The organism is Dokdonella sp., from assembly GCF_051958935.1.
Classification (GTDB): Bacteria; Pseudomonadota; Gammaproteobacteria; order Xanthomonadales; family Rhodanobacteraceae; genus Dokdonella_A.
In genome coordinates this window covers 1-17575 of sequence record NZ_JBQCFP010000002.1, presented here as the reverse complement: position 1 = coordinate 17575, position 17575 = coordinate 1, and the positions used below count along the sequence as shown (strand labels likewise).

The following is a 17575-nucleotide window of genomic DNA, read 5'->3' as shown; positions in this document are numbered from 1 at the left end:
CGCGCGTCGAAGCTGCGATCGAGGACGATCGCAATCACCGATCGCAATCGATGAACCGCAGGAACTCCGCACGCGTGCGCGCATCCTCGCGGAACGTGCCGAGCATCTGGCTGGTGATCATCGATACCCCGGTCTTGTGCACGCCGCGCGTGGTCATGCACTGGTGGGTCGCGTCGATGACGACGCCGACGCCGCGCGGCTTGAGCACCATGCCGATGCAGTGCGCGATCTGCGCGGTGAGCTTTTCCTGCACCTGGAAGCGGCGCGCGTACGCGTCGACGACGCGCGCGAGCTTGGAAATGCCGACGACCTTGTCGGTCGGCAGGTAGCCGACGTGGGCGCGACCGATGATCGGCGCCATGTGGTGCTCGCAGAACGATTCGAAGTGGATGTCGCGCAACACGATCATCTCGTCGTAGCCGGCGACTTCCTCGAACGTGCGGCCGAGGTATTCGGCCGGATCGATCGCATAGCCGGAGAACCAGTCGCGGTACGCGTCGGCGACGCGCTTGGGCGTGTCGACGAGACCTTCGCGCCGCGGGTCTTCGCCGGCCCAGCGCAGCAGCACGCGCACGGCATCCTCGGCCTGCGCCTGCGTCACGGGGGGTGGCAGCGGGTGCTTCTTCGTCGTGCGCGCGGGCTTCTTCATCGACGTCATGGCATGCGGGCGGACGCGCAGTCTAGCAGTCGCGGCGCCACGCGTTCAGCGCGCGCGGGATTTGCGTGGTGCGGTGCCGCGCGGTGCGGTGTTTCGCCGCGCGGGTTTCGCCTCGACCGGCGCGAGCACCCACGACAGCGCGACGAGCTTGCCGCGCGGGCGCTCGATCGCAGGCTTCTGCACCAGTTCCATCAGGCGCGCGAGCAGGCGGTTGATCTCGGCGAGTTCGGCGGCATCGACCCAGCCCTTGCCGCGCGCGGCCCACAGCTCGCGCCGCGGCCCTTCGACGATCGTGTCGGGGTCGGCCAGGGCACGCGCGAAATCGCGCCCGGCCACGCGCAGCACGCTCGCGGCGACGCGGCCGACCGCATCGGCGTTGGCGGTCGCGCCGGGCCGGTAGCGCAGGCGCAGCCGGTCGCCCTTGCGCGTGCGCGAGCGATAGCGGCGGCCGTCGGGAGCGGCTTCCTCCTCGATCAGGCCGCCGTCGGCGAGCTGGCGCAGGTGATAGTAGAGGCTGTCCGCGGGGCGCCCGACCGCGGCGGCGAGTTCGGCCACGCTGACCGCGTCGCCGAGGGCCTCGAGCGTATCGACGATCTCGATGCGCGTCGGCGAAGCGAGCAGGGCGATCTCGTCCGCGTCCTCCACCAGTGCGCTGCGGATCCGTGCCATCGGTTGGGTTGCCTCGTTTGAAATTCGATGCAATTATTCAATCAACGACGGTGCTTCGCAAGGGCGAGCGCCGCGATCGAAGGAGACGAAGATGGGCAGGCATGTGATCGCGCTGGCGTTGCTGGCGTTCGGTTTCGCACAGGCAGCGCGCGCGGACGAGGCGGGCGATCTGCTAGCGCGCTGGAAGGCGGCGAGCGGCGGCGCGCGTTGGGACGCGGTGAGGAGCGTTCGCACCGACGGTATGCTCGCCGCGGGCGGGCTCAGCGGCGCGTTCGATGCAACGCAGGACCTCGTGCAGGGGCGTTCGAACGCCCACTACAAGCTCGGCCCGATCGAAGGCGCGGACGGCTACGACGGCACGGTCGCGTGGTCGCGCGACCCGGGCGGCGAAGTGGCCGCGCTCGATGCACCGGAAGCGAAGCGCCGCGCGCGCAGCCAGGCCTGGCTCGATGCGCGCGGCTACTGGTATCCGTCGCGCATCGGCGCGAGCTATGGCAAGCCCGAGGCGCGCGAACTCGACGGTCGACGCTACGACGTGCTCGTCGCGACGCCGGAAGGCGGCGATCCGGTCACGCTCTGGTTCGACGTGCAGACGCACCTGCTCGTGCGCACGGAGCAGAAGCAGGGTGCCGACATCGCGACGACGAGCTTCGACGACTGGCGCGACGTCGACGGCGTCAAGTTGCCGTTCCACTCGGCCACCTTCCTCACCGACACCGCCGGACGCGTCGACGAGCGCAACCGCAGCGAAGTGCAGGCCACGAGCATGAAGGTGAACGTCGCGGTCGTCGACGCCGACTTCGCGATGCCGGCGATGACCGCGACCGCGCGCATCGATGCGCCGACCGGGGGCGCGCGCGTACCGTTCGAACTCGTCAACAACCACATCTACGCGCAGGGCTCGATCGACGGCAAGCCGGCGCGCTTCCTCGTCGACACCGGCGGTGCGAACCTGCTGACGCCGGCCGCGGCGAAGAAGTTCGGCCTCGCGGGCGAGGGCAAGCTTGCCGGGCGCGGCGTCGGCGACGAGCTGGTCGACCTCGCGTTCGCGCATGCGAAGGAAGTGCGGCTCGGCGACGCCGTGTTGTCGCGTCCTGTGTTCTACGTGATGGATCTCGGCAAGCTGCCCGCGGTCGAGGGTTACGACAGCGACGGCCTCGTCGGTTACGAGATGTTCCGCCGCTTCGGCGTGACGATCGACTACGCGAGGCACGAACTCGTGCTCGCCGACCCGGCGAAGTTCGCGCCGCCGGCCGGCGCTCACGTGGTGCCGTTCGAACTCGCCGATCGCATTCCGATCGTGCAGGGCACGCTCGACGGACTGCCGGCCCGCATCAGCATCGATACCGGCTCGCGCGTTTCACTCACCCTGCACGCGCCGTTCGTGCGGGAACACGGCCTCGTCGACAAATACCACGCGGCCCCGGACGCGGTCGTCGGCTGGGGCGTCGGCGGTCCGTCGCGCGGGCGTCCCGCCCGTTTCGGAACGCTCGAACTCGGCGACCTCGCGGTGACCGGCATCGCGGGCGACCTCTACACCGGCGACAAGGGCGCATTCGCGAGCCCGGATCTTTCGGCGAACCTCGGCGGCGGCGTGCTCAAGCGCTACACGGTCGCGTTCGACTACGGCGCGAAGAAGATGTACCTCGCGCCGAATGCGGACGCGGCCAACGCCGATGCGTTCGACCGCAGCGGCCTGTGGCTGCTCGGCGCGGGCGACGCGCTCGAAGTCGCCGATGTCGCGAAGGACAGCGCCGCCGCGCGCGCGGGCCTGCGCGAAGGCGACCGCATCAGCGCGATCGGCGGCGAGAAGGTGGGCGCACGCCGCCTGCCCGAATGGCGCGAGCGCCTGCGCACGCTGCCGGCGGGCACGAAGCTCGCCGTCGCCTACGAGCGCGGCGGCAAGGCTGCGCAGGCCGACCTCGTGCTTGCCGACCGCATCGCGACCCGCTGGAAGCCGTAAGGCCGTCCTTGGCCCACCGGCGCGCTTCTGCGCCCGGTGGGGGCTTGCCACGGTGCTCTCCCGCGTGTGAGTGCCTCCTCCCGCGGGAGCGGCTTCAGCCGCGATGCTCCCTCGCGATGTGCGCAACCCGCCTACTCGACGCGGCAGAACGCGGCCTTGAGATAACGTGACTCCGGCACGTGCGCCTGCCACGGATGATCCTCGCCGGCACCGGTTACCTTGAGCACCTGCACCGTGCGGCCTGCGTAGAACGCCGCGCGGCGCAGCATGTCGAGGAACTGCTCCTCGCTGACGAGGCCGGTGCACGAGCAGGTCAGGAAGATGCCGCCCGGCTTGACCGCGCCGAGCGCGAGCTTGTTCATGTCGAGGTACTTCTTGAGCGCGGGGATCACTTGTTCGCGATCGCGCGTCATCTTCGCGGGGTCGAGGATGACGACGTCGTACGGGTCCCTCTTGCCGTCGCGCAGCCAGTGGAAGATGTCCGCCTGCACGAACCGCACCTTGGCCTTGTTGAGGCGCGCATTCTTCTCGGCGATCGCGAGGATCTCCTCGTCGAGATCGACGCCGGTGACTTCGCTCGCGCCGCCGATCGCCTTGGCGTAGATGCCGAAGCCGCCCGAGTTGCAGCACAGGTCGAGCACGCGCCTGCCTTCGCAGAACGTCGACAGCAGCTTGCGGTTGTCGCGCTGGTCGGCGAAGAAGCCGGTCTTGTGCTTGGTGCCCGGCGCGGCGTGGAACTGCACGCCGTGCTCGTGGATCACCGTCGGCGTCGGCGGCGCGGGTATCCCGCAGTCGAAACTCTCCTGCTTCTGCACGTGCTCCTCGGCGAACCAGTACAGGTCCGCGTCCGGGAAATGCTCGAGCAGGCAGCGCCGGATGAGGTCGCGCACCTTGAACATGCCGGCCGAGAAATACTCGATGACGAGCGTGTTGGCGAAGCGGTCGACGACGAGGCCGGACAGGCCGTCACCTTCGGAATGGATCAGGCGATAGGCATCGGTGACCGCATCGAGCCGCAGCACCTCGCGCCGCAGCGAGACCGCCTGCGCGATCTTGCGCGCGAAGAACGCCTCGTCGACGGCTTCGTCGGGATCGGCAGTGAGCACGCGCAGCGCGATGCGCGAATGGCCGTTGTAGAAGCCGCGTCCGGCGAAATGGCCTTCACGATCGACGATGTCGACGACGCTGCCGGGCTTGGGCTTGGTCGCCGGCTTCTCGACCATCTTCTGGAAGATCCAGGGATGGTTGGAGCGGCGTTCGGTCTTGAGCTGGATGACGGGCAGCGGGGCCGGGGTGGGGCGATTCATCGGGCAATTATAGAATGGGGGCTTGGGACCGAGGACCGCGCGGTGTTCGTGGACACCTGTCGGGCCGCGCGCGATGTGGGAGCAACGGTCTCGGAAGGCGGCTCAAGGCCGAAGGCGGGAGCGGCGATTCGACCCTGCGGGGCGGTGAAGGCGGATCCGCCGCTCCCCGGCCCTCCGCCGTCCACCTCACCATTCTTCACACCCCGTACTGCATCCGACCTTGCCAGCCCGCCGGCCTGGCGCTAAGTTCCACCCAGCAGAAGGGGAGTAGCTCTCCCGTCGCCGCGATCGTCATCACGGGCCGGAAGGCCCCGGTCCGGCGGGCGTCTCGCCATGGCGAGACGCGAGCAAGACCTTCGCCGTCGACGGCGAAGGTGTGTCCCGAGCATTCGTGACCCCGCGCCCTCGGTCCATTCCGGGCTTCTGGGACACAGACATGCACAGCATCGCGACACCGGGCATTTGGGCGGCTTTCGTCGCCATCCTCCTCATCGCACTTGCGGTCGACTTCGCACTGCTGCGCGCGGCAGGCCCGCGTCGCGTCACGTTCCGAGCGGCGGCGCTGTGGAGCGCCGCCTGGGTCGGACTCGCGCTCGCGTTCAACCTCGGCCTCTGGGCCTGGCTCGACGCGCATGCGGGCCGCGCGGTCGCGAATGAAGTCGGCCTCGAGTTCCTCACCGGCTACCTGATCGAGAAGGCCCTCGCAGTCGACAACATCTTCGTGTTCCTGCTCGTGTTCAATACGTTCGCGGTACCGCCGCCACTGCGCCAGCGCGCGCTCATGCTCGGCGTGCTCGGTGCGATCGTCCTGCGCGCGCTGCTGATCTTCGTCGGCGCGGCACTCGTCGCGAAGTTCCACTGGTTGCTCTACCTGTTCGGCCTGTTCCTGCTGCTGACCGGACTCAAGATGCTGTTCGCGACGGCGTCGGCGCCCGATCTCGAGCAGAACGCGATCCTGCGCTGGATGCGCCGGCACCTGCGCATCACGCGCGACTTCCGCGGCGACGCGCTCGCCGTGCGCGAGGACGGCCGGCGCTGGTTCACGCCGATGTTCGTCGTGCTCGTGCTGATCGCGGTCACCGACGTGATCTTCGCAGTCGACTCGATCCCGGCGATCTTCGCGGTCACGCTTGACCCGTTCATCGTGCTCAGCTCGAACGTGTTCGCGGTGCTCGGCCTGCGCGCGCTGTTCTTCCTGCTCGCCGGCATGGCCGACCGCTTCCACCTGCTCGGCCACGGCCTCGCGGTCGTGCTGCTCTTCATCGGCGCGAAAATGCTGCTCGCGGGCATCTGGAAAATACCGATCGGCGTCGCGCTCGTCGTCGTCGCGCTGGTGATCGCCGCCTCGATCGTCGCGAGCCCCCTGATCCCGCCGCGCAAGGCCGGCGCGGGTTGATCGTACGAAGACGTGCGCTGGGCAAGGAAAGGCATGAAACACCGAGCACACCGAGCACACGAGGTAGGAGCCAAGGAAGATTCTTCCTTCGTGTGCTCGGTGTGCTTCGTGTTCCAAGCTTATTGGATCGCCCCTCAGCGCACGGCCGAGATCTGCGACGCCGCGGGCGCCGGGGCGAGCGTCGAATAGGCGACGCAGCGGTTGCGGCCGTTGTGCTTGGCCGCGTACAGGGCGCGATCGGCATTGCGCAGCAGCGCGCGCAGGTCGCGCGTGCCAGCGTCGAGCGAGGCGACGCCGATCGAAACGGTCAGGCGTTGCGGCTGGCCGCCGAGCGGCAGCAGCGCGCTCGCGACGTGCTGGCGCAGGTACTCGGCGAGCACACAGGCCTCGAGTTCGCCGAGGCCGGGCAGCAGCACGGCGAATTCCTCGCCGCCGATGCGGCTGAGCGGCGCGTCGACCGCGAGCGATTCGCGCATCAGGCGCACGAGGCCGAGCAGCGCCTCGTCGCCGGCATCGTGGCCGAAGGCGTCGTTGATGCGCTTGAAGTGGTCCACGTCGATCGCGAGCAGCGACAGCGGACGCCCGTCGCGTTGCGCATCGTCGATCGCGCTCGCGGCGACACGCACGAGCGTGCGCCGGTTGTGCACGCCGGTGAGCGGATCGGTCATCGCGAGGCGGCCGAGGTCTTCGTTCATGCGATCGCCGCACATGAGCATGAAGCCGATCGTGCCGAGCATCGGCAGGATCGAGCTGAAGATCAGCACGACGTTGAGCATGAAGGGACGGAATTCCTCGAGGCCGACTACAGGGGCGAGGAATTCGGTGAGGCCGCGCGCGAGCGCGAGCGCGCCGCAGGCGATGAACAGCGAACCGGTGAGGATGTCGGCCGGTCGCAGGCGACCACGGCCGAGCAGGACCGCGCGTGCGACGCCGAGCTGCAGCGCGACGATCGGCAGCGTATCGAACGTGACGCGCCAGCGCGGCGACGGCCAGGCGAGCGTGAACAGGCACAGGATCGCGAACGTGAGCGCGACGAGCAGCAGCGGCACCCTGCTGCGCGGGCGCTGAGCGAAGCGGTTCATTGCACGCCCCATCTCCGCGTAGGACAGCGCGTACATCGTGTTGGTGAGCACGATCGGCAACGCGTCGTCCCATGCGGGGCTGCGCAGCGCCGCCGACAGCAGCGCGAGCGTCTCGATCAGCAGGCCGCCGATCCAGATGCGCATGGCCGCGCGCAGGTGCGCCGGATAGCGCGACGCGGCGAACGACAGGCTCGCGCCGACGCACAAGGTCAGCAGCGAAGCGATCAACATGGCGGATTTGATGTCGAAGCTCATGACGGGTCGGCACGCAGGCGCGGTCGGCTGCACGTGGCGGCCGCGCGTACTGCTGCCGGATGCACGGCGGGCCCCCTCTCCCGGTCGCGCTGCGGAGTACCGAACGGCCGCACGCCCTCTACGCGCGGATCTTCGGCTTGCTATCGCAAGGATTGTACCAACGGGTATCGACCTCCATTCTGTGATGCAGTCGACTTGCGCAGCTGAACCGCGCGCCCTATGTGACACCCATGGACATTGCCCGCCCCGTCCCCGAGCCCACCTCCGTCACGGTCGCGCAGGATCGCTTGCGCATCCGTTATGCGCTGCTCGGTGCCGGCGCCCTGCTGGCCGGGGTCTGGATCGTCTGGCTCGCCGCCTGGCTGCTCGGCTGGCCGATCGACGAACTCGGTATCCTGCCGCGCCGTGCCGCCGGCCTCGTCGGCATCCTGACCGCGCCGTTCGCGCACGCGTCGTTCGACCATCTGATGTCGAACACGCTGCCGCTCGGCGTGCTCGCGACCCTCACCCTGTATGTCTACCCGCGCGCGACGCGGCTCGCGCTGCCCGCGATCTGGCTGCTGTCGGGGCTCGGCGTCTGGCTGTTCGCACGCGACTCGGCCCACGTCGGCGCGAGCGGGATCGTCAACGGGCTCATGCTGTTCCTGTTCGTGATCGGGCTGCTGCGCGGTGACCGTCTCGCGGTGGTGACCTCGCTCGTCGTGTTCTTCCTCTACGGCGGCATGCTGCTCTCGGTACTGCCGCACGAGGAGCGCATCAGCTTCGAATACCACCTCGCCGGTGCGGTCTCCGGCCTGCTCGCCGCGATCGCGCTGCGCCGACGCGACCCGATGCCGGCACGCAAGCGCTACAGCTGGGAGACCGAGGCAGCCAACGACGCAGTCGACGACGAGCTCGAACTGCCGCGCGCGGCCGACGTGCCCGTACTCTGGCAGCGCAATGCGGGCGATGCCGGCCACGGCCGCGTGATCGCGTTCCGGCCACGCTCCGCGCCGCCGGCCGACGACCGCGCCGGCGACTGAATGCCGCAGCGCGCGCACCCCGACGCGCCACGCGCTAAGCTGTCGCGCATGCACACCGGATCCATGCCATGACTTCGTCCGAACCGCGCCGCGTCGAACATCAGCAGACCGACAAGGGTTACGTGCCGGTCTACACCACATCGGTGGTGGAACAGCCGTGGGCGAGCTACTCGCGCACCGATCATGGCACCTGGGCGACCCTGTTCGAGCGCCAGCGCGAATTGCTCAAGGGCCGCGCCTGCCGCGAGTTCATCGCCAACCAGGAACGCTTCGGCATGACGCCGGACGCGATCCCGCGCTTCGACGAGCTCAACGAGGTCCTCGCCAAGGCGACCGGCTGGCAGCTCGTCGGCGTCGAAGGCCTGCTGCCCGAACTCGTGTTCTTCGACCACCTCGCCAACCGGCGCTTTCCGGTCACCTGGTGGATCCGCAAGCCCGAGCAGCTCGACTACCTCGCCGAGCCCGATCTTTTCCACGACCTGTTCGGTCACGTGCCGCTGCTGCTCGAGCCGGTATTCGCCGACTACATGCAGGCCTACGGCCGCGGCGGCGTGAAGGCGCACGGTGTCGGCGCCGAAGCACTCGTGAACCTCACGCGCCTCTACTGGTACACGGTGGAATTCGGCCTGATCCGCCAGGACGGCGGCCTGCGCATCTACGGTTCGGGCATCGTGAGTTCGAAGGGCGAATCGATCTACTGTCTCGAGTCGCCCGCGCCGAACCGCATCGGCTTCGACCTCGCCCGCATCATGCGCACGCGCTATCGCATCGATACCTACCAGAAGACCTACTTCGTCATCGACAGCTTCGAGCAGCTGATGGACGCGACGCGGCCGGACTTCCGCCCGCTCTACGCCGAACTCGCCGCGCAGCCGTCGATCCCCGCCGGCGACGTGCTCGCCGGCGACCTCGTGCACCATCGCGGCACCGGCGAGGGCTGGTCGAACGACGGCGACGTATAGCTGCCGCGCCGTCGCGCGGTACGCGATCCGGCGGCTGCGCCGCCGGCGCGGGCGAACCATCCGATCCCCGCGCGGTCGGAACGACGTCACGATGAAAACGGAGGCGACGATGAAGCGCTGGCTGGGCCCCTTCGCAACGTTGGCGCTGGCGTTCGCCGGTGCCACGCACGCCGAGGTGCGCCAGGCCGTGCCGGACGGTTTCGTGCTCTCGTATGCGGCACCGGTCAAGGGCGACGCGAAACACGCATGGGCCTCGCTCGTCGCCGTGCCGAGCTGGTGGAGCCGCGAACACACCTGGTCGGGCAAGGCCGGGAACCTCAGCCTCAAACCCGATGCCGACGGCTGCTTCTGCGAGCGCTGGCCGGGCGGCAGCGCGGTGCACGGGCGCGTCCTGATGGCGCTGCCCGAGCGCATGCTGCGCATCGACGCGGCGCTGGGTCCGTTGCAGGAGTTCGCGCTGACCGGTGTGCTCACGTTCTGGATCCGCACCGCCGACGACGGCTCGACCCGGCTCGAACTCGAGTACCGCGTGAATGGCTCGTCGGCGAGCGGGCTCGACGAATTCGCGCCCAAGGTCGACGGCGTGCTCGGCGAACAGTTCGCACGACTCGTGCGCTACGCCGACACCGGCGATCCGGAGCCGCCCCCGGCGCCTCCGAGCGAGGCCGACGCGCGCTTGCGCAACCGCAGCGCCGTCCTCGAACAATGGCGACAGCAGGCGCTCGAGGAACAGGCGAAGAAGGACGCCGCGGCCAAGCCGCCGGCGAAGGAACCCAAGCGCTGACGGCGAACCGGTCCTGCCTGAAGCTTGAACCGCGAAGGACACGAAGGAAAAGACCGGAAGCTTGAAACACGGAGCACACGAACGAGTGCTCCGTGTTTCAGACTTCCGATCTGATCGCTTTTCCTTCGTGTCCTTCGTGCTTCAGGCTTTCGCCTTTGCTCTCAGGACTTCACTGCCGCCTTGCGCGAGGCGATCCACGCGTCGATGCGCTGGTCGAGGACGGGCAGGGGCACCGAGCCTTCGGCGAGGATCGCGTCGTGGAATGCGCGCAGGTCGAACTTCTCGCCGAGCGCCTTCTCCGCGCGCGCACGCAGCTCGACGATGCGGATTTCGCCGAGCTTGTAGCTGAGCGCCTGGCCCGGCCAGGAGATGTAGCGGTCGACTTCGGTCTCGACTTCGTGGCGGCTGAGCGCGGTGTGCGAGGCGAGGTAGTCGATCGCCTGCGCGCGCGTCCAGCCCTTGTGGTGGATGCCGGTGTCGATGACGAGGCGTGCCGCGCGCCACATCTCGTAGGTTTCGCGGCCGAATTCCTCGTACGGCGTGTGGTAGATGCCGAGCTCCTTGCCGAGCTTCTCGCAGTACAGCGCCCAGCCTTCGCCATAGGCCGAGATGTAGTTGCGGCTGCGGAATTCCGGCTGCTGCTTCTGCTCTTCGGCGAGCGCACCCTGCAGCGAATGGCCGGGAGAGGACTCGTGCAGGGTGAGCGCCGGCAGGTTGTAGAGCGGGCGCGAGGGCAGGTCGTAGGTGTTGACCCAGTAGGTCTGCGCGCTGCCGCGGCCGGCAGTCCAGAACGGCGCGATCGACGCCGGTACCGGCTCGATGCCGAAGCGCCCGCGCGGCAGCGTGCCGATGAAGCGGCCGATCTTCGCGTCGACCTGCTTGGCGATCCACGCCGCGCGCATGAGCAGCTCGTCCGGCGTCTTCGCGTAGAACTGCGGGTCCTTGCGCAGGAACTCGAGGAACGCGGCGAAGTCGCCCTTGAAGCCGCTCGCCTTCATCGTCGCCTGCATCTCGGCGTCGATGCGCTCGACTTCCTTGAGTCCGATTGCATGGATCGCCTCGGCGTCGAGGTCGAGCGTCGTGTATTCGCGGATCTGCTGGCGGTAGTAGGCCTTGCCGTCGGGCAGCGCTTCGGCCGCGAGCGTGTCGCGCGCGTGAGGCATGTATTCGTCGCGGAAGAACGCGAGCAGCTTCGCGTAGGCGGGAATCACGTGCTCGCTGATCGCGCGCGCGGCGTCCTGGCGCAGCGCGGCCTGCTGGTCGGCCGGGATCGTCGCCGGCAGGTTCTTCAGCGGCGCGTAGAAATCGCTTTCTTCGGGCGACTTCGCTTGCGCGTAGCTCGCGATCGACACGTCGCGGCCGTCGAGCACCGCGCGCGGCACGCTGAAACCGCGCGCGAGGCCGGCGCGCATGTTCGCGACCTGCTCGTCGAAATAGCGCGGCACGTCGTCGAGCTTGGCGATGTAGTTGCGCACCGCCTGCGCGTCGCCGAGCGGGCGGCGCGTCATGAAGCCGAGGTCGGACCAGAACTGCGAGTCGCTGTTGAACGGCATTTCATAGCCGTGGAAGCGCACGTCGGCGGCGAGGTTCTCGACTTGCGGGCGGTACACGGCGAGATTGACCTGGTTCTCCGCCGACAACTGGCGCGCCGGGATCGCGTCGAGCTGTTTCAGCACGTCGTCCCAGTAGGCGAGCCGCTTCGCCTGCGTCGCGGCATCGACTGCGGGCAGGTGGTTGTCTTTCGGGTCGGCTTGCCGGTCCTCGTCGTCGAGCCCGCCGAACTGCTGCTGGCGCCAGCTCCACTCCTTCGTGTAGAGCGCCTTGAAGCGGTCGTCCGCATCGCTCGCGTGGGCTAGCGGGACAAGGCCGGTGCAGAGCAACAGGGCGAGGCAGCAGCGGTTCATCGGGCTCTCCGTCACGAAAGCCGCCATCATCGCACCGATCGCGTGCTTGGGCAGTGCCACAGGATGGGCGCTGCGATGGGCTCCGCTCGCCGGGATGCCCGAGGCAGCGGATCGAGCGCCGCAGGCGCGGAACTAGAGGTCGAGACCCTCGCTGTCACCGCCCATCGCGCGCACGTAGGCGGCCATGCCGCGCTCGGGGGTCTCGACGAAGGTGTCGCCGGTCGGTTCGAACGCGACGATGCGATCCGGGCGGAAGGTGCGGAAATCCGCGCGCAGGCGGCACCAGCTGCCGAGCGTCCACACGCCGCCCCAGAACGCGAGGCAGAGCGGCTCGACCTCGCGCAGCGAGCCGCGGCCCGCCTCGTCGCGGTAATCGAGGCGCAATACCAGCTGCGCGGCGATCGCCGCGTGCAGGCGGTCGATGAGGCCCGTGCGCGCCTCGTTCCAGCCCGCGGGTGCGAAGATGCGCGAACGCGTCGCGCGCTGCTTGAGTTCGGGCGGCAGCACCGCCTCGATCTTCAGCAGCGCCGCCTGCGCGCCGCGGTGCAAGCGTTCGCCGGCGAACGCCTTGACGAAGCGCGTGCCGACGACGAGGGCTTCCAGTTCTTCGGCGCTGAACATCAGCGGCGGGATGTCCGCGCCCTTGCGCAGCACGTAGCCGACGCCGGCTTCGCCTTCGATCGGCACGCCCGACAGCTGCAGGTCGGCGACGTCGCGATAGACCGTGCGCAGCGAGACGCCGAGCGTCTCGGCGAGGCCGCGCGCGGCGAGCGCGGTGCGCCGGCCGCGCAATGCGTGGATGATGAGGAACAGGCGGTCGGCGCGGCGCATCCGGCGATGATGTCGCGATCGACGGCGCGTGGTAAAGCTCGGTGGCGCGCATGCGCTCGCCGCGGCTGGCAGGGCACGCGCCGTGCGCGCCATGCCAGGGCGATCCGGGCGCGCGTCGCGCTCACAAGTGCCGCGTCTCGGCCGGCGCGTTCCACCAGTTGTTCGCGCGACCGTCGAAATAGCGCACCGGTGCCTCGGCGAGCTCGGCCGGATCGACGGCGTCGAGGCAGGCGAGCCTGACCGAGACGAAATCGCCGCCGATTTCCTCGACGTGGCCGCGCGTGAAGGGGCGCACGCCGCAATGGCGGCAGAAGACGTGGTGGTTCGCGTGCGTGCCGAACGTGTAGTCGGCGAGCGCGTCTTCGCCGGCGAGCAGGCGGAACGCGTCGGGCTTGACCGAGATGCCCCAGTTGCGCGTCTTCGTGCAGATCGAGCAGTTGCAGCGGCCGGTGCCTTCGGCGAGGTCGAGGTCGGCCTCGAAGCGCACCGCGCCGCAATGGCAACTGCCGTGGTAGGTCTTCTTCATGTCGTGGTTCTCCTGCGGGGAAGTCCGGATCATCGCGCATGGCAGCCTGCAGTTCGACGCGTGCGCGCGCCGAAGCGTCGCCGTCAGCGCAGCAGCGAACGCGCGGTCGGCGCGAGGCGCAGCAGCTGCATCGGCGCGGGCACGGTCGCCGTGAGTCCTTCGCGATGGCGCTGCCAGTGCGCGTCGTCATCGAATGCGGCGAAACAGGCGAACACGTGTTCGTTCTCGCGCACGGGCAGGGCCGGAAACGTGTTCGGCGCATGTTCGCTGGCGAAGCTCGCGAGCGGCGTCGCGTCGGCGCGCGCGAGCCAGGCGGCGACACCGTGTTCGAGCCGTTCGGCGAAAAGACCGTCACCGCGCGGCATCCGGAAGACGAGGCCGATGACCAGGCGAGCGCGCGGCGTCGACGTCGCCGCCGCTGGGCGCATCGCGCCGTCGAGTGCGACACCGCTGTCGGCGCTCAGCGGCCGCAGCAGCAACACGTCGTCGGAATCGATCATCGTCGCGTTCGCCGCGTCGCGGTGTGCCTTCCATATCGGTCCCCCGTAGAACGCGCCGAGCGCGGCAGCGCGCCGTTCCATGTCCGCGAAACCACGCAACCAGACGAAGCGGTCGCCATCGTCGAGATCGCGGAACTGCCCGAACAGGCGCATGCCGCAGGCCTCCTGCGTCTCGACGAACTCGCGCTCGAACAGCTCGATGAGGTCGTCGCGGCGGCCCGGGTGCAGCGTGTACTGGCGCAGTTCGACGATCGGCCATGCATTCGTCGGCCATGCATTCGTTGTCGCGGATGTCATGCGCGGGGTTCCTCGATGAAGGTGTTCGCGCCGGCCGGCCGCGGCAGGGCGAAGGCGTGCCGCGGCGAGCATCGGCTCGATGCGATGGCGGGCGTCGGTGGCAGGGAGTGCGTTCATGCGGCGCTGCGCTCGAAGTCCATGGTCCAGTTGGTTTCCCAGCTCTTGCCATCGTCGGTCGAGAACGCCTGCTCCCAGTGCGCTCGATCGGCCGAGACGACGGTCCAGATGAAGCGTGCGCGCACCGGCGTGCCCCGATGCGCGTCGCGGCCATGGAACGTGCCGACGCCGCGGTCGAAGCGGCCGCGCACCGGAGGCTGCAGCTGCACGCTGCGGTTGTCGACCCAGTAGATGCTCCATTCGCGCGCGTGCGGGTCGAACAGGCGGATCGTCATGCCGATGAAGTGGTGCTCGCCGAACGCGTCGGTGACGAGTTCGTCCTCGTTGCCGAAGCCGCCGAGGATCGGGCGGCACACCTGCACCGCGTCGAAGGCTTCCCACTCGGTGCAGCCGACCAGGCGCTCGCGCAGGCGGCGGTTGTGCACGACCCAGCGGCCGTGCAGGAAATCGAAGTCGTGCGAGGGCTGGGGCGGCATCGCCAGGCTCCTTTGGCTGCCGGCGCGTGGGGCGCGCAGGTCGGGCAGGGTGTACAGGGCGGCGATGCCGAGCGCGCCGAGCATCGCGGCGCGCGCGGGATCGCCGGTGGTCGGCGCGGCGTTCATCGCGGCGAGAACAGGCCGACACGGTTGCCCTCGCTGTCGCGGATCTGCGCGAAGAAGCCGATGTCGTCGGGGAGTTGCGTACGAGGCACGAACACCTCGCCGCCGAGGGTCGGCACGCGCTCGAGCACCGGGCGGATGTCGTCGAGGCTGAGATAGACGATGCTACCCTGCATGGACGGCTCGCATTGCGGCATGCGCACGAGTGCGCCGGTCGCGTTCGGCTTGTCGCCGCGCGGGAATACCGCCATCGGCGGGCCGCCGAACGGCTGGCGCTGCAGGGTCACCCCGAGCGCGGCCTCGTAGAAGCGCTGGGCGCGATCGAGGTCGGTGGTCGGGATCTCGAACCAGGCGGGGACGTTCGGACTCAGCATGTCGATTCCTTGGCGGGGCCGGTCATCGGCGTGCCGCTACGATGCCGCCCCGCCACTGCCAACGTGGTGTCAGCAGCCCCGCCTCCCGTGCCCCTTTCTCGACGGCCCCGGACTCCGGACAATGCGCGTCCCGACCCGCCCTCCGGAGCCGAGCGCCCATGAAGTCGATTTCGCTGACCCAGTTCCTCATCGAGCAGCAACGCGAGGGCCGCATCAACGCCGACCTGCGCCTGCTCATCGAGGTGGTCGCGCGCGCGTGCAAGCGCATCTCGATCGCCGTCGGCAAGGGCGCGCTCGGCGGCGTGCTCGGCAGCGCGGGGACGGAGAACGTCCAGGGCGAGACGCAGAAGAAACTCGACGTGCTCTCCAACGAGATACTGCTCGAGGCGAACGCCTGGGGCGGCCATCTCGCCGCGCTCGCGTCGGAAGAGATGGACGATCCGCACCCGATCCCCGACCGCTACCCGAAGGGCGAATACCTGCTCGTGTTCGATCCGCTCGACGGCTCGTCGAACATCGACGTCAACATATCGGTCGGCACGATCTTCTCGGTGCTGCGCTGCCCCGAGGGCGTGAAGGAGCCGGACGAGAAGGCGTTCCTGCAGCCGGGCACGCAGCAGGTCGCGGCCGGCTACGCGGTGTACGGCTCGAGCACGGTGCTCGTGCTCACCCTCGGCGACGGCGTCTACCAGTTCACGCTCGATCGTGAGCAGGGCAACTTCCCCCTCACGCATTCGAAGCTGCGCATCCCCGAGGACACCTCGGAGTTCGCGATCAACATGTCGAACATCCGCCACTGGGAACCGCCGATGCGCCGCTACATCGAGGAACTCCTCGCCGGCAAGACCGGACCGCGCGGTCGCGACTTCAACATGCGCTGGGTCGCCTCGATGGTCGCCGACGTGCATCGCATCCTGACCCGCGGCGGCATCTTCATCTATCCGCGCGACCTCAAGGACCCCGGCAAGCCCGGAAAGCTGCGCCTCATGTACGAGGCGAACCCGATGGCATTCATCGTCGAACAGGCCGGCGGTGCGGCGACCACGGGGCGCGAACGCATCCTCGGGATCGCGCCCTCGCAGCTGCACCAGCGCGTCCGGGTCTTCCTCGGTTCGACGAACGACGTCGACCGCGTGACCGCCTACCATCTCGCGCGGGCCGCTGGGGCCGGCGCGGACGCGTGACCGCGTCGCGCATGCAGGCGCCGGTCAGGATCGCCAGCTCCGCCGCGCCGATGAGATAGAGTCCGGGCGATGATACGGCCGATCCCCGCGGGCGGATGACTATGGACGACTTCATCGAGGTGTACGAAGGCGCGCTCGATGCGAAGGCGTGCGCCGAACTCGTCGCCGCGTTCGAGGCGAGCGACAAGCTCGTGCGTGGCCGCACGTCCGGTGGCGTCAACACGCGCCTCAAGGACAGCTGGGACCTGCACGTGAGCGGCCAGCCGGAGTGGAAGAACGCCGAGAACATGTTGAATGGCGTGATGCTGCAGGGCCTCGTCGCGTACCTGCGCAAGTACACCCACCTCGCACTCGCGCCGACCGTGCTGCATCGCCAGCGCGCCGGCAGCGGGGAGATGCAGATGCTCGGCGTCGACGACGTGCGCGCGATGCCGGACGCCGAACTCAAGCAGCTCATCGTGCGCCTGTTCCGCCCCGGCGGCATCAACATCCAGCGCTACTCCGCCGACCTGGGCGGCTATCCGTACTGGCACAGCGAGATCTCGCCGAAAGTGGAAAGCGACGACAACCTGCATCGCGTGCTGCTGTGGACGCTCTATCTCAATGAAGGCTTCGCCGAAGGCGAGACCGAGTTCCTGTTCCAGCAGCGGCGCGTCGTGCCGAAGACCGGCGCCCTGCTGTTCGCGCCCGCCGGCTTCACCCACACGCATCGCGGCAACATGCCCAAGGGTGGCGACAAGTACATCGCCACCTCGTGGGTCCTGTTCCAGCGCGCGCAACAGCTGTACGCGACGCCCGCGGCGCCGAAATGACGGCGGGCATGCAGCGCGTGCTCGTCTACGGCGCGAACGGCTACACCGGCACGCTCATCGCCGGGGAAGCCGTGCGGCGCGGCCTCGCGCCGGTGCTCGGCGGCCGCAACCGCGAAGCGGTCGAGGCACTCGCCGGGCGGCTCGGCCTGCCTGCGCGCGTGTTCGGCCTCGACGACGCCGGTGCGCTCGCGCGCGGGCTCGACGGCATCGACCTGCTGCTCAACTGCGCCGGCCCGTTCTCGCGCACCGCGGCGCCGGGGCGGCGGGGCGGGCCCGCGGAACGCGGCCAAAAACACCCCCGACCCCGGGCGGGGGGGCTGTTGGGGCCCAACC

General features: G+C 69.2%; 18 protein-coding genes. 8 read left to right on the top strand and 10 right to left on the bottom strand.

Translation table 11 applies throughout. The features are described from left to right. Positions 1 to 34 precede the first annotated feature (34 nt). Positions 35 to 658, bottom strand: a complete 624-nt coding sequence (gene folE / locus ACTHK2_RS00190; RefSeq protein ID WP_440243462.1) for a GTP cyclohydrolase I FolE — start codon at positions 656 to 658, stop codon at positions 35 to 37. A gap of 45 nt (positions 659 to 703) precedes the next feature. Beyond that, positions 704 to 1327: a helix-turn-helix domain-containing protein gene (locus tag ACTHK2_RS00185; protein WP_440243459.1), complete on the bottom strand. Its 624-nt coding sequence runs from the start codon at positions 1325 to 1327 to the stop codon at positions 704 to 706. A gap of 91 nt (positions 1328 to 1418) precedes the next feature. Between ACTHK2_RS00185 and ACTHK2_RS00180 the strand changes: the two genes are divergently transcribed. Continuing rightward, on the top strand, positions 1419 to 3290 hold the full coding sequence (locus ACTHK2_RS00180; RefSeq protein WP_440243457.1) for an aspartyl protease family protein: 1872 nt from the start codon (positions 1419 to 1421) through the stop codon (positions 3288 to 3290). A gap of 131 nt (positions 3291 to 3421) precedes the next feature. On the opposite strand, the gene ACTHK2_RS00175 is transcribed toward ACTHK2_RS00180, so the two are convergent. Beyond that, a complete protein-coding gene (locus ACTHK2_RS00175) occupies positions 3422 to 4597 on the bottom strand; it encodes a class I SAM-dependent rRNA methyltransferase (RefSeq protein ID WP_440243454.1) in 1176 nt (391 codons plus the stop codon). Positions 4598 to 5033: 436 nt separating this feature from the next. Here ACTHK2_RS00175 and ACTHK2_RS00170 point away from each other — a divergent pair, with 436 nt between their 5' ends. Continuing rightward, on the top strand, positions 5034 to 5993 hold the full coding sequence (locus ACTHK2_RS00170) for a TerC/Alx family metal homeostasis membrane protein (protein ID WP_440243451.1): 960 nt from the start codon (positions 5034 to 5036) through the stop codon (positions 5991 to 5993). A 134-nt stretch (positions 5994 to 6127) separates the two neighbouring features. Here ACTHK2_RS00170 and ACTHK2_RS00165 read toward each other — a convergent pair whose 3' ends face one another. Then, positions 6128 to 7330 (bottom strand): GGDEF domain-containing protein, encoded by a 1203-nt coding sequence (locus ACTHK2_RS00165; protein WP_440243448.1) that lies wholly within the window; start codon positions 7328 to 7330, stop codon positions 6128 to 6130. A gap of 230 nt (positions 7331 to 7560) precedes the next feature. On the opposite strand from ACTHK2_RS00165, the gene ACTHK2_RS00160 reads away from it, so the two are divergent. The 3 genes from ACTHK2_RS00160 to ACTHK2_RS00150 all read left to right on the top strand — a co-directional run bounded on the left by ACTHK2_RS00160 (position 7561) and on the right by ACTHK2_RS00150 (position 10098). Then, a complete protein-coding gene (locus tag ACTHK2_RS00160) occupies positions 7561 to 8352 on the top strand; it encodes a rhomboid family intramembrane serine protease (protein ID WP_440243445.1) in 792 nt (263 codons plus the stop codon). Between the two features lie 68 nt (positions 8353 to 8420). After that, a complete protein-coding gene (phhA, locus tag ACTHK2_RS00155; RefSeq protein ID WP_440243442.1) occupies positions 8421 to 9314 on the top strand; it encodes a phenylalanine 4-monooxygenase in 894 nt (297 codons plus the stop codon). 109 nt (positions 9315 to 9423) lie between these two features. Continuing rightward, complete coding sequence (locus ACTHK2_RS00150) at positions 9424 to 10098, top strand: hypothetical protein (RefSeq protein ID WP_440243439.1); 675 nt, start codon at positions 9424 to 9426, stop codon at positions 10096 to 10098. Positions 10099 to 10259: 161 nt separating this feature from the next. Here ACTHK2_RS00150 and ACTHK2_RS00145 read toward each other — a convergent pair whose 3' ends face one another. The 6 genes from ACTHK2_RS00145 to ACTHK2_RS00120 all read right to left on the bottom strand — a co-directional run bounded on the left by ACTHK2_RS00145 (position 10260) and on the right by ACTHK2_RS00120 (position 15246). Further along, entirely contained in the window at positions 10260 to 12002 is a 1743-nt protein-coding gene (locus ACTHK2_RS00145) for a DUF885 domain-containing protein (RefSeq protein ID WP_440243436.1), read from the bottom strand. Positions 12003 to 12134: 132 nt separating this feature from the next. After that, positions 12135 to 12833, bottom strand: a complete 699-nt coding sequence (locus ACTHK2_RS00140; RefSeq protein WP_440243433.1) for a helix-turn-helix transcriptional regulator — start codon at positions 12831 to 12833, stop codon at positions 12135 to 12137. 121 nt (positions 12834 to 12954) lie between these two features. After that, the gene (locus tag ACTHK2_RS00135; RefSeq protein ID WP_440243430.1) at positions 12955 to 13359 is read right to left on the bottom strand and encodes a GFA family protein; all 405 of its coding nucleotides are present in this window, start codon (positions 13357 to 13359) and stop codon (positions 12955 to 12957) included. 83 nt (positions 13360 to 13442) lie between these two features. Beyond that, a complete protein-coding gene (locus ACTHK2_RS00130; RefSeq protein ID WP_440243427.1) occupies positions 13443 to 14156 on the bottom strand; it encodes an NIPSNAP family protein in 714 nt (237 codons plus the stop codon). A gap of 113 nt (positions 14157 to 14269) precedes the next feature. Beyond that, positions 14270 to 14875, bottom strand: a complete 606-nt coding sequence (locus tag ACTHK2_RS00125; RefSeq protein ID WP_440243424.1) for a hypothetical protein — start codon at positions 14873 to 14875, stop codon at positions 14270 to 14272. Then, positions 14872 to 15246, bottom strand: a complete 375-nt coding sequence (locus ACTHK2_RS00120) for a VOC family protein (RefSeq protein ID WP_440243421.1) — start codon at positions 15244 to 15246, stop codon at positions 14872 to 14874. The genes ACTHK2_RS00125 and ACTHK2_RS00120 overlap by 4 nt, the downstream gene beginning before the upstream one ends. A 158-nt stretch (positions 15247 to 15404) precedes the next feature. Here ACTHK2_RS00120 and ACTHK2_RS00115 point away from each other — a divergent pair, with 158 nt between their 5' ends. From ACTHK2_RS00115 to ACTHK2_RS00105, 3 genes are all read left to right on the top strand, one after another. Then, positions 15405 to 16430: a class 1 fructose-bisphosphatase gene (locus ACTHK2_RS00115; RefSeq protein WP_440243418.1), complete on the top strand. Its 1026-nt coding sequence runs from the start codon at positions 15405 to 15407 to the stop codon at positions 16428 to 16430. Between the two features lie 101 nt (positions 16431 to 16531). Continuing rightward, on the top strand, positions 16532 to 17242 hold the full coding sequence (locus ACTHK2_RS00110; RefSeq protein WP_440243416.1) for a 2OG-Fe(II) oxygenase: 711 nt from the start codon (positions 16532 to 16534) through the stop codon (positions 17240 to 17242). After that, the coding region (locus ACTHK2_RS00105; protein ID WP_440243414.1) for a hypothetical protein at positions 17239 to 17575 on the top strand (337 nt) is incomplete at its 3' end. The genes ACTHK2_RS00110 and ACTHK2_RS00105, both read left to right, overlap by 4 nt.

Bases quoted from the DNA above. Each gene is read 5' to 3' on its own strand.
- folE (WP_440243462.1), bottom strand. From the start codon at position 658: ATGACGTCGATGAAGAAGCCCGCGCGCACGACGAAGAAGCACCCGCTG.
- ACTHK2_RS00185 (WP_440243459.1), bottom strand. From the start codon at position 1,327: ATGGCACGGATCCGCAGCGCACTGGTGGAGGACGCGGACGAGATCGCC.
- ACTHK2_RS00180 (WP_440243457.1), top strand. From the start codon at position 1,419: ATGGGCAGGCATGTGATCGCGCTGGCGTTGCTGGCGTTCGGTTTCGCA.
- ACTHK2_RS00175 (WP_440243454.1), bottom strand. From the start codon at position 4,597: ATGAATCGCCCCACCCCGGCCCCGCTGCCCGTCATCCAGCTCAAGACC.
- ACTHK2_RS00170 (WP_440243451.1), top strand. From the start codon at position 5,034: ATGCACAGCATCGCGACACCGGGCATTTGGGCGGCTTTCGTCGCCATC.
- ACTHK2_RS00165 (WP_440243448.1), bottom strand. From the start codon at position 7,330: ATGAGCTTCGACATCAAATCCGCCATGTTGATCGCTTCGCTGCTGACC.
- ACTHK2_RS00160 (WP_440243445.1), top strand. From the start codon at position 7,561: ATGGACATTGCCCGCCCCGTCCCCGAGCCCACCTCCGTCACGGTCGCG.
- phhA (WP_440243442.1), top strand. From the start codon at position 8,421: ATGACTTCGTCCGAACCGCGCCGCGTCGAACATCAGCAGACCGACAAG.
- ACTHK2_RS00150 (WP_440243439.1), top strand. From the start codon at position 9,424: ATGAAGCGCTGGCTGGGCCCCTTCGCAACGTTGGCGCTGGCGTTCGCC.
- ACTHK2_RS00145 (WP_440243436.1), bottom strand. From the start codon at position 12,002: ATGAACCGCTGCTGCCTCGCCCTGTTGCTCTGCACCGGCCTTGTCCCG.
- ACTHK2_RS00140 (WP_440243433.1), bottom strand. From the start codon at position 12,833: ATGCGCCGCGCCGACCGCCTGTTCCTCATCATCCACGCATTGCGCGGC.
- ACTHK2_RS00135 (WP_440243430.1), bottom strand. From the start codon at position 13,359: ATGAAGAAGACCTACCACGGCAGTTGCCATTGCGGCGCGGTGCGCTTC.
- ACTHK2_RS00130 (WP_440243427.1), bottom strand. From the start codon at position 14,156: ATGACATCCGCGACAACGAATGCATGGCCGACGAATGCATGGCCGATC.
- ACTHK2_RS00125 (WP_440243424.1), bottom strand. From the start codon at position 14,875: ATGAACGCCGCGCCGACCACCGGCGATCCCGCGCGCGCCGCGATGCTC.
- ACTHK2_RS00120 (WP_440243421.1), bottom strand. From the start codon at position 15,246: ATGCTGAGTCCGAACGTCCCCGCCTGGTTCGAGATCCCGACCACCGAC.
- ACTHK2_RS00115 (WP_440243418.1), top strand. From the start codon at position 15,405: ATGAAGTCGATTTCGCTGACCCAGTTCCTCATCGAGCAGCAACGCGAG.
- ACTHK2_RS00110 (WP_440243416.1), top strand. From the start codon at position 16,532: ATGGACGACTTCATCGAGGTGTACGAAGGCGCGCTCGATGCGAAGGCG.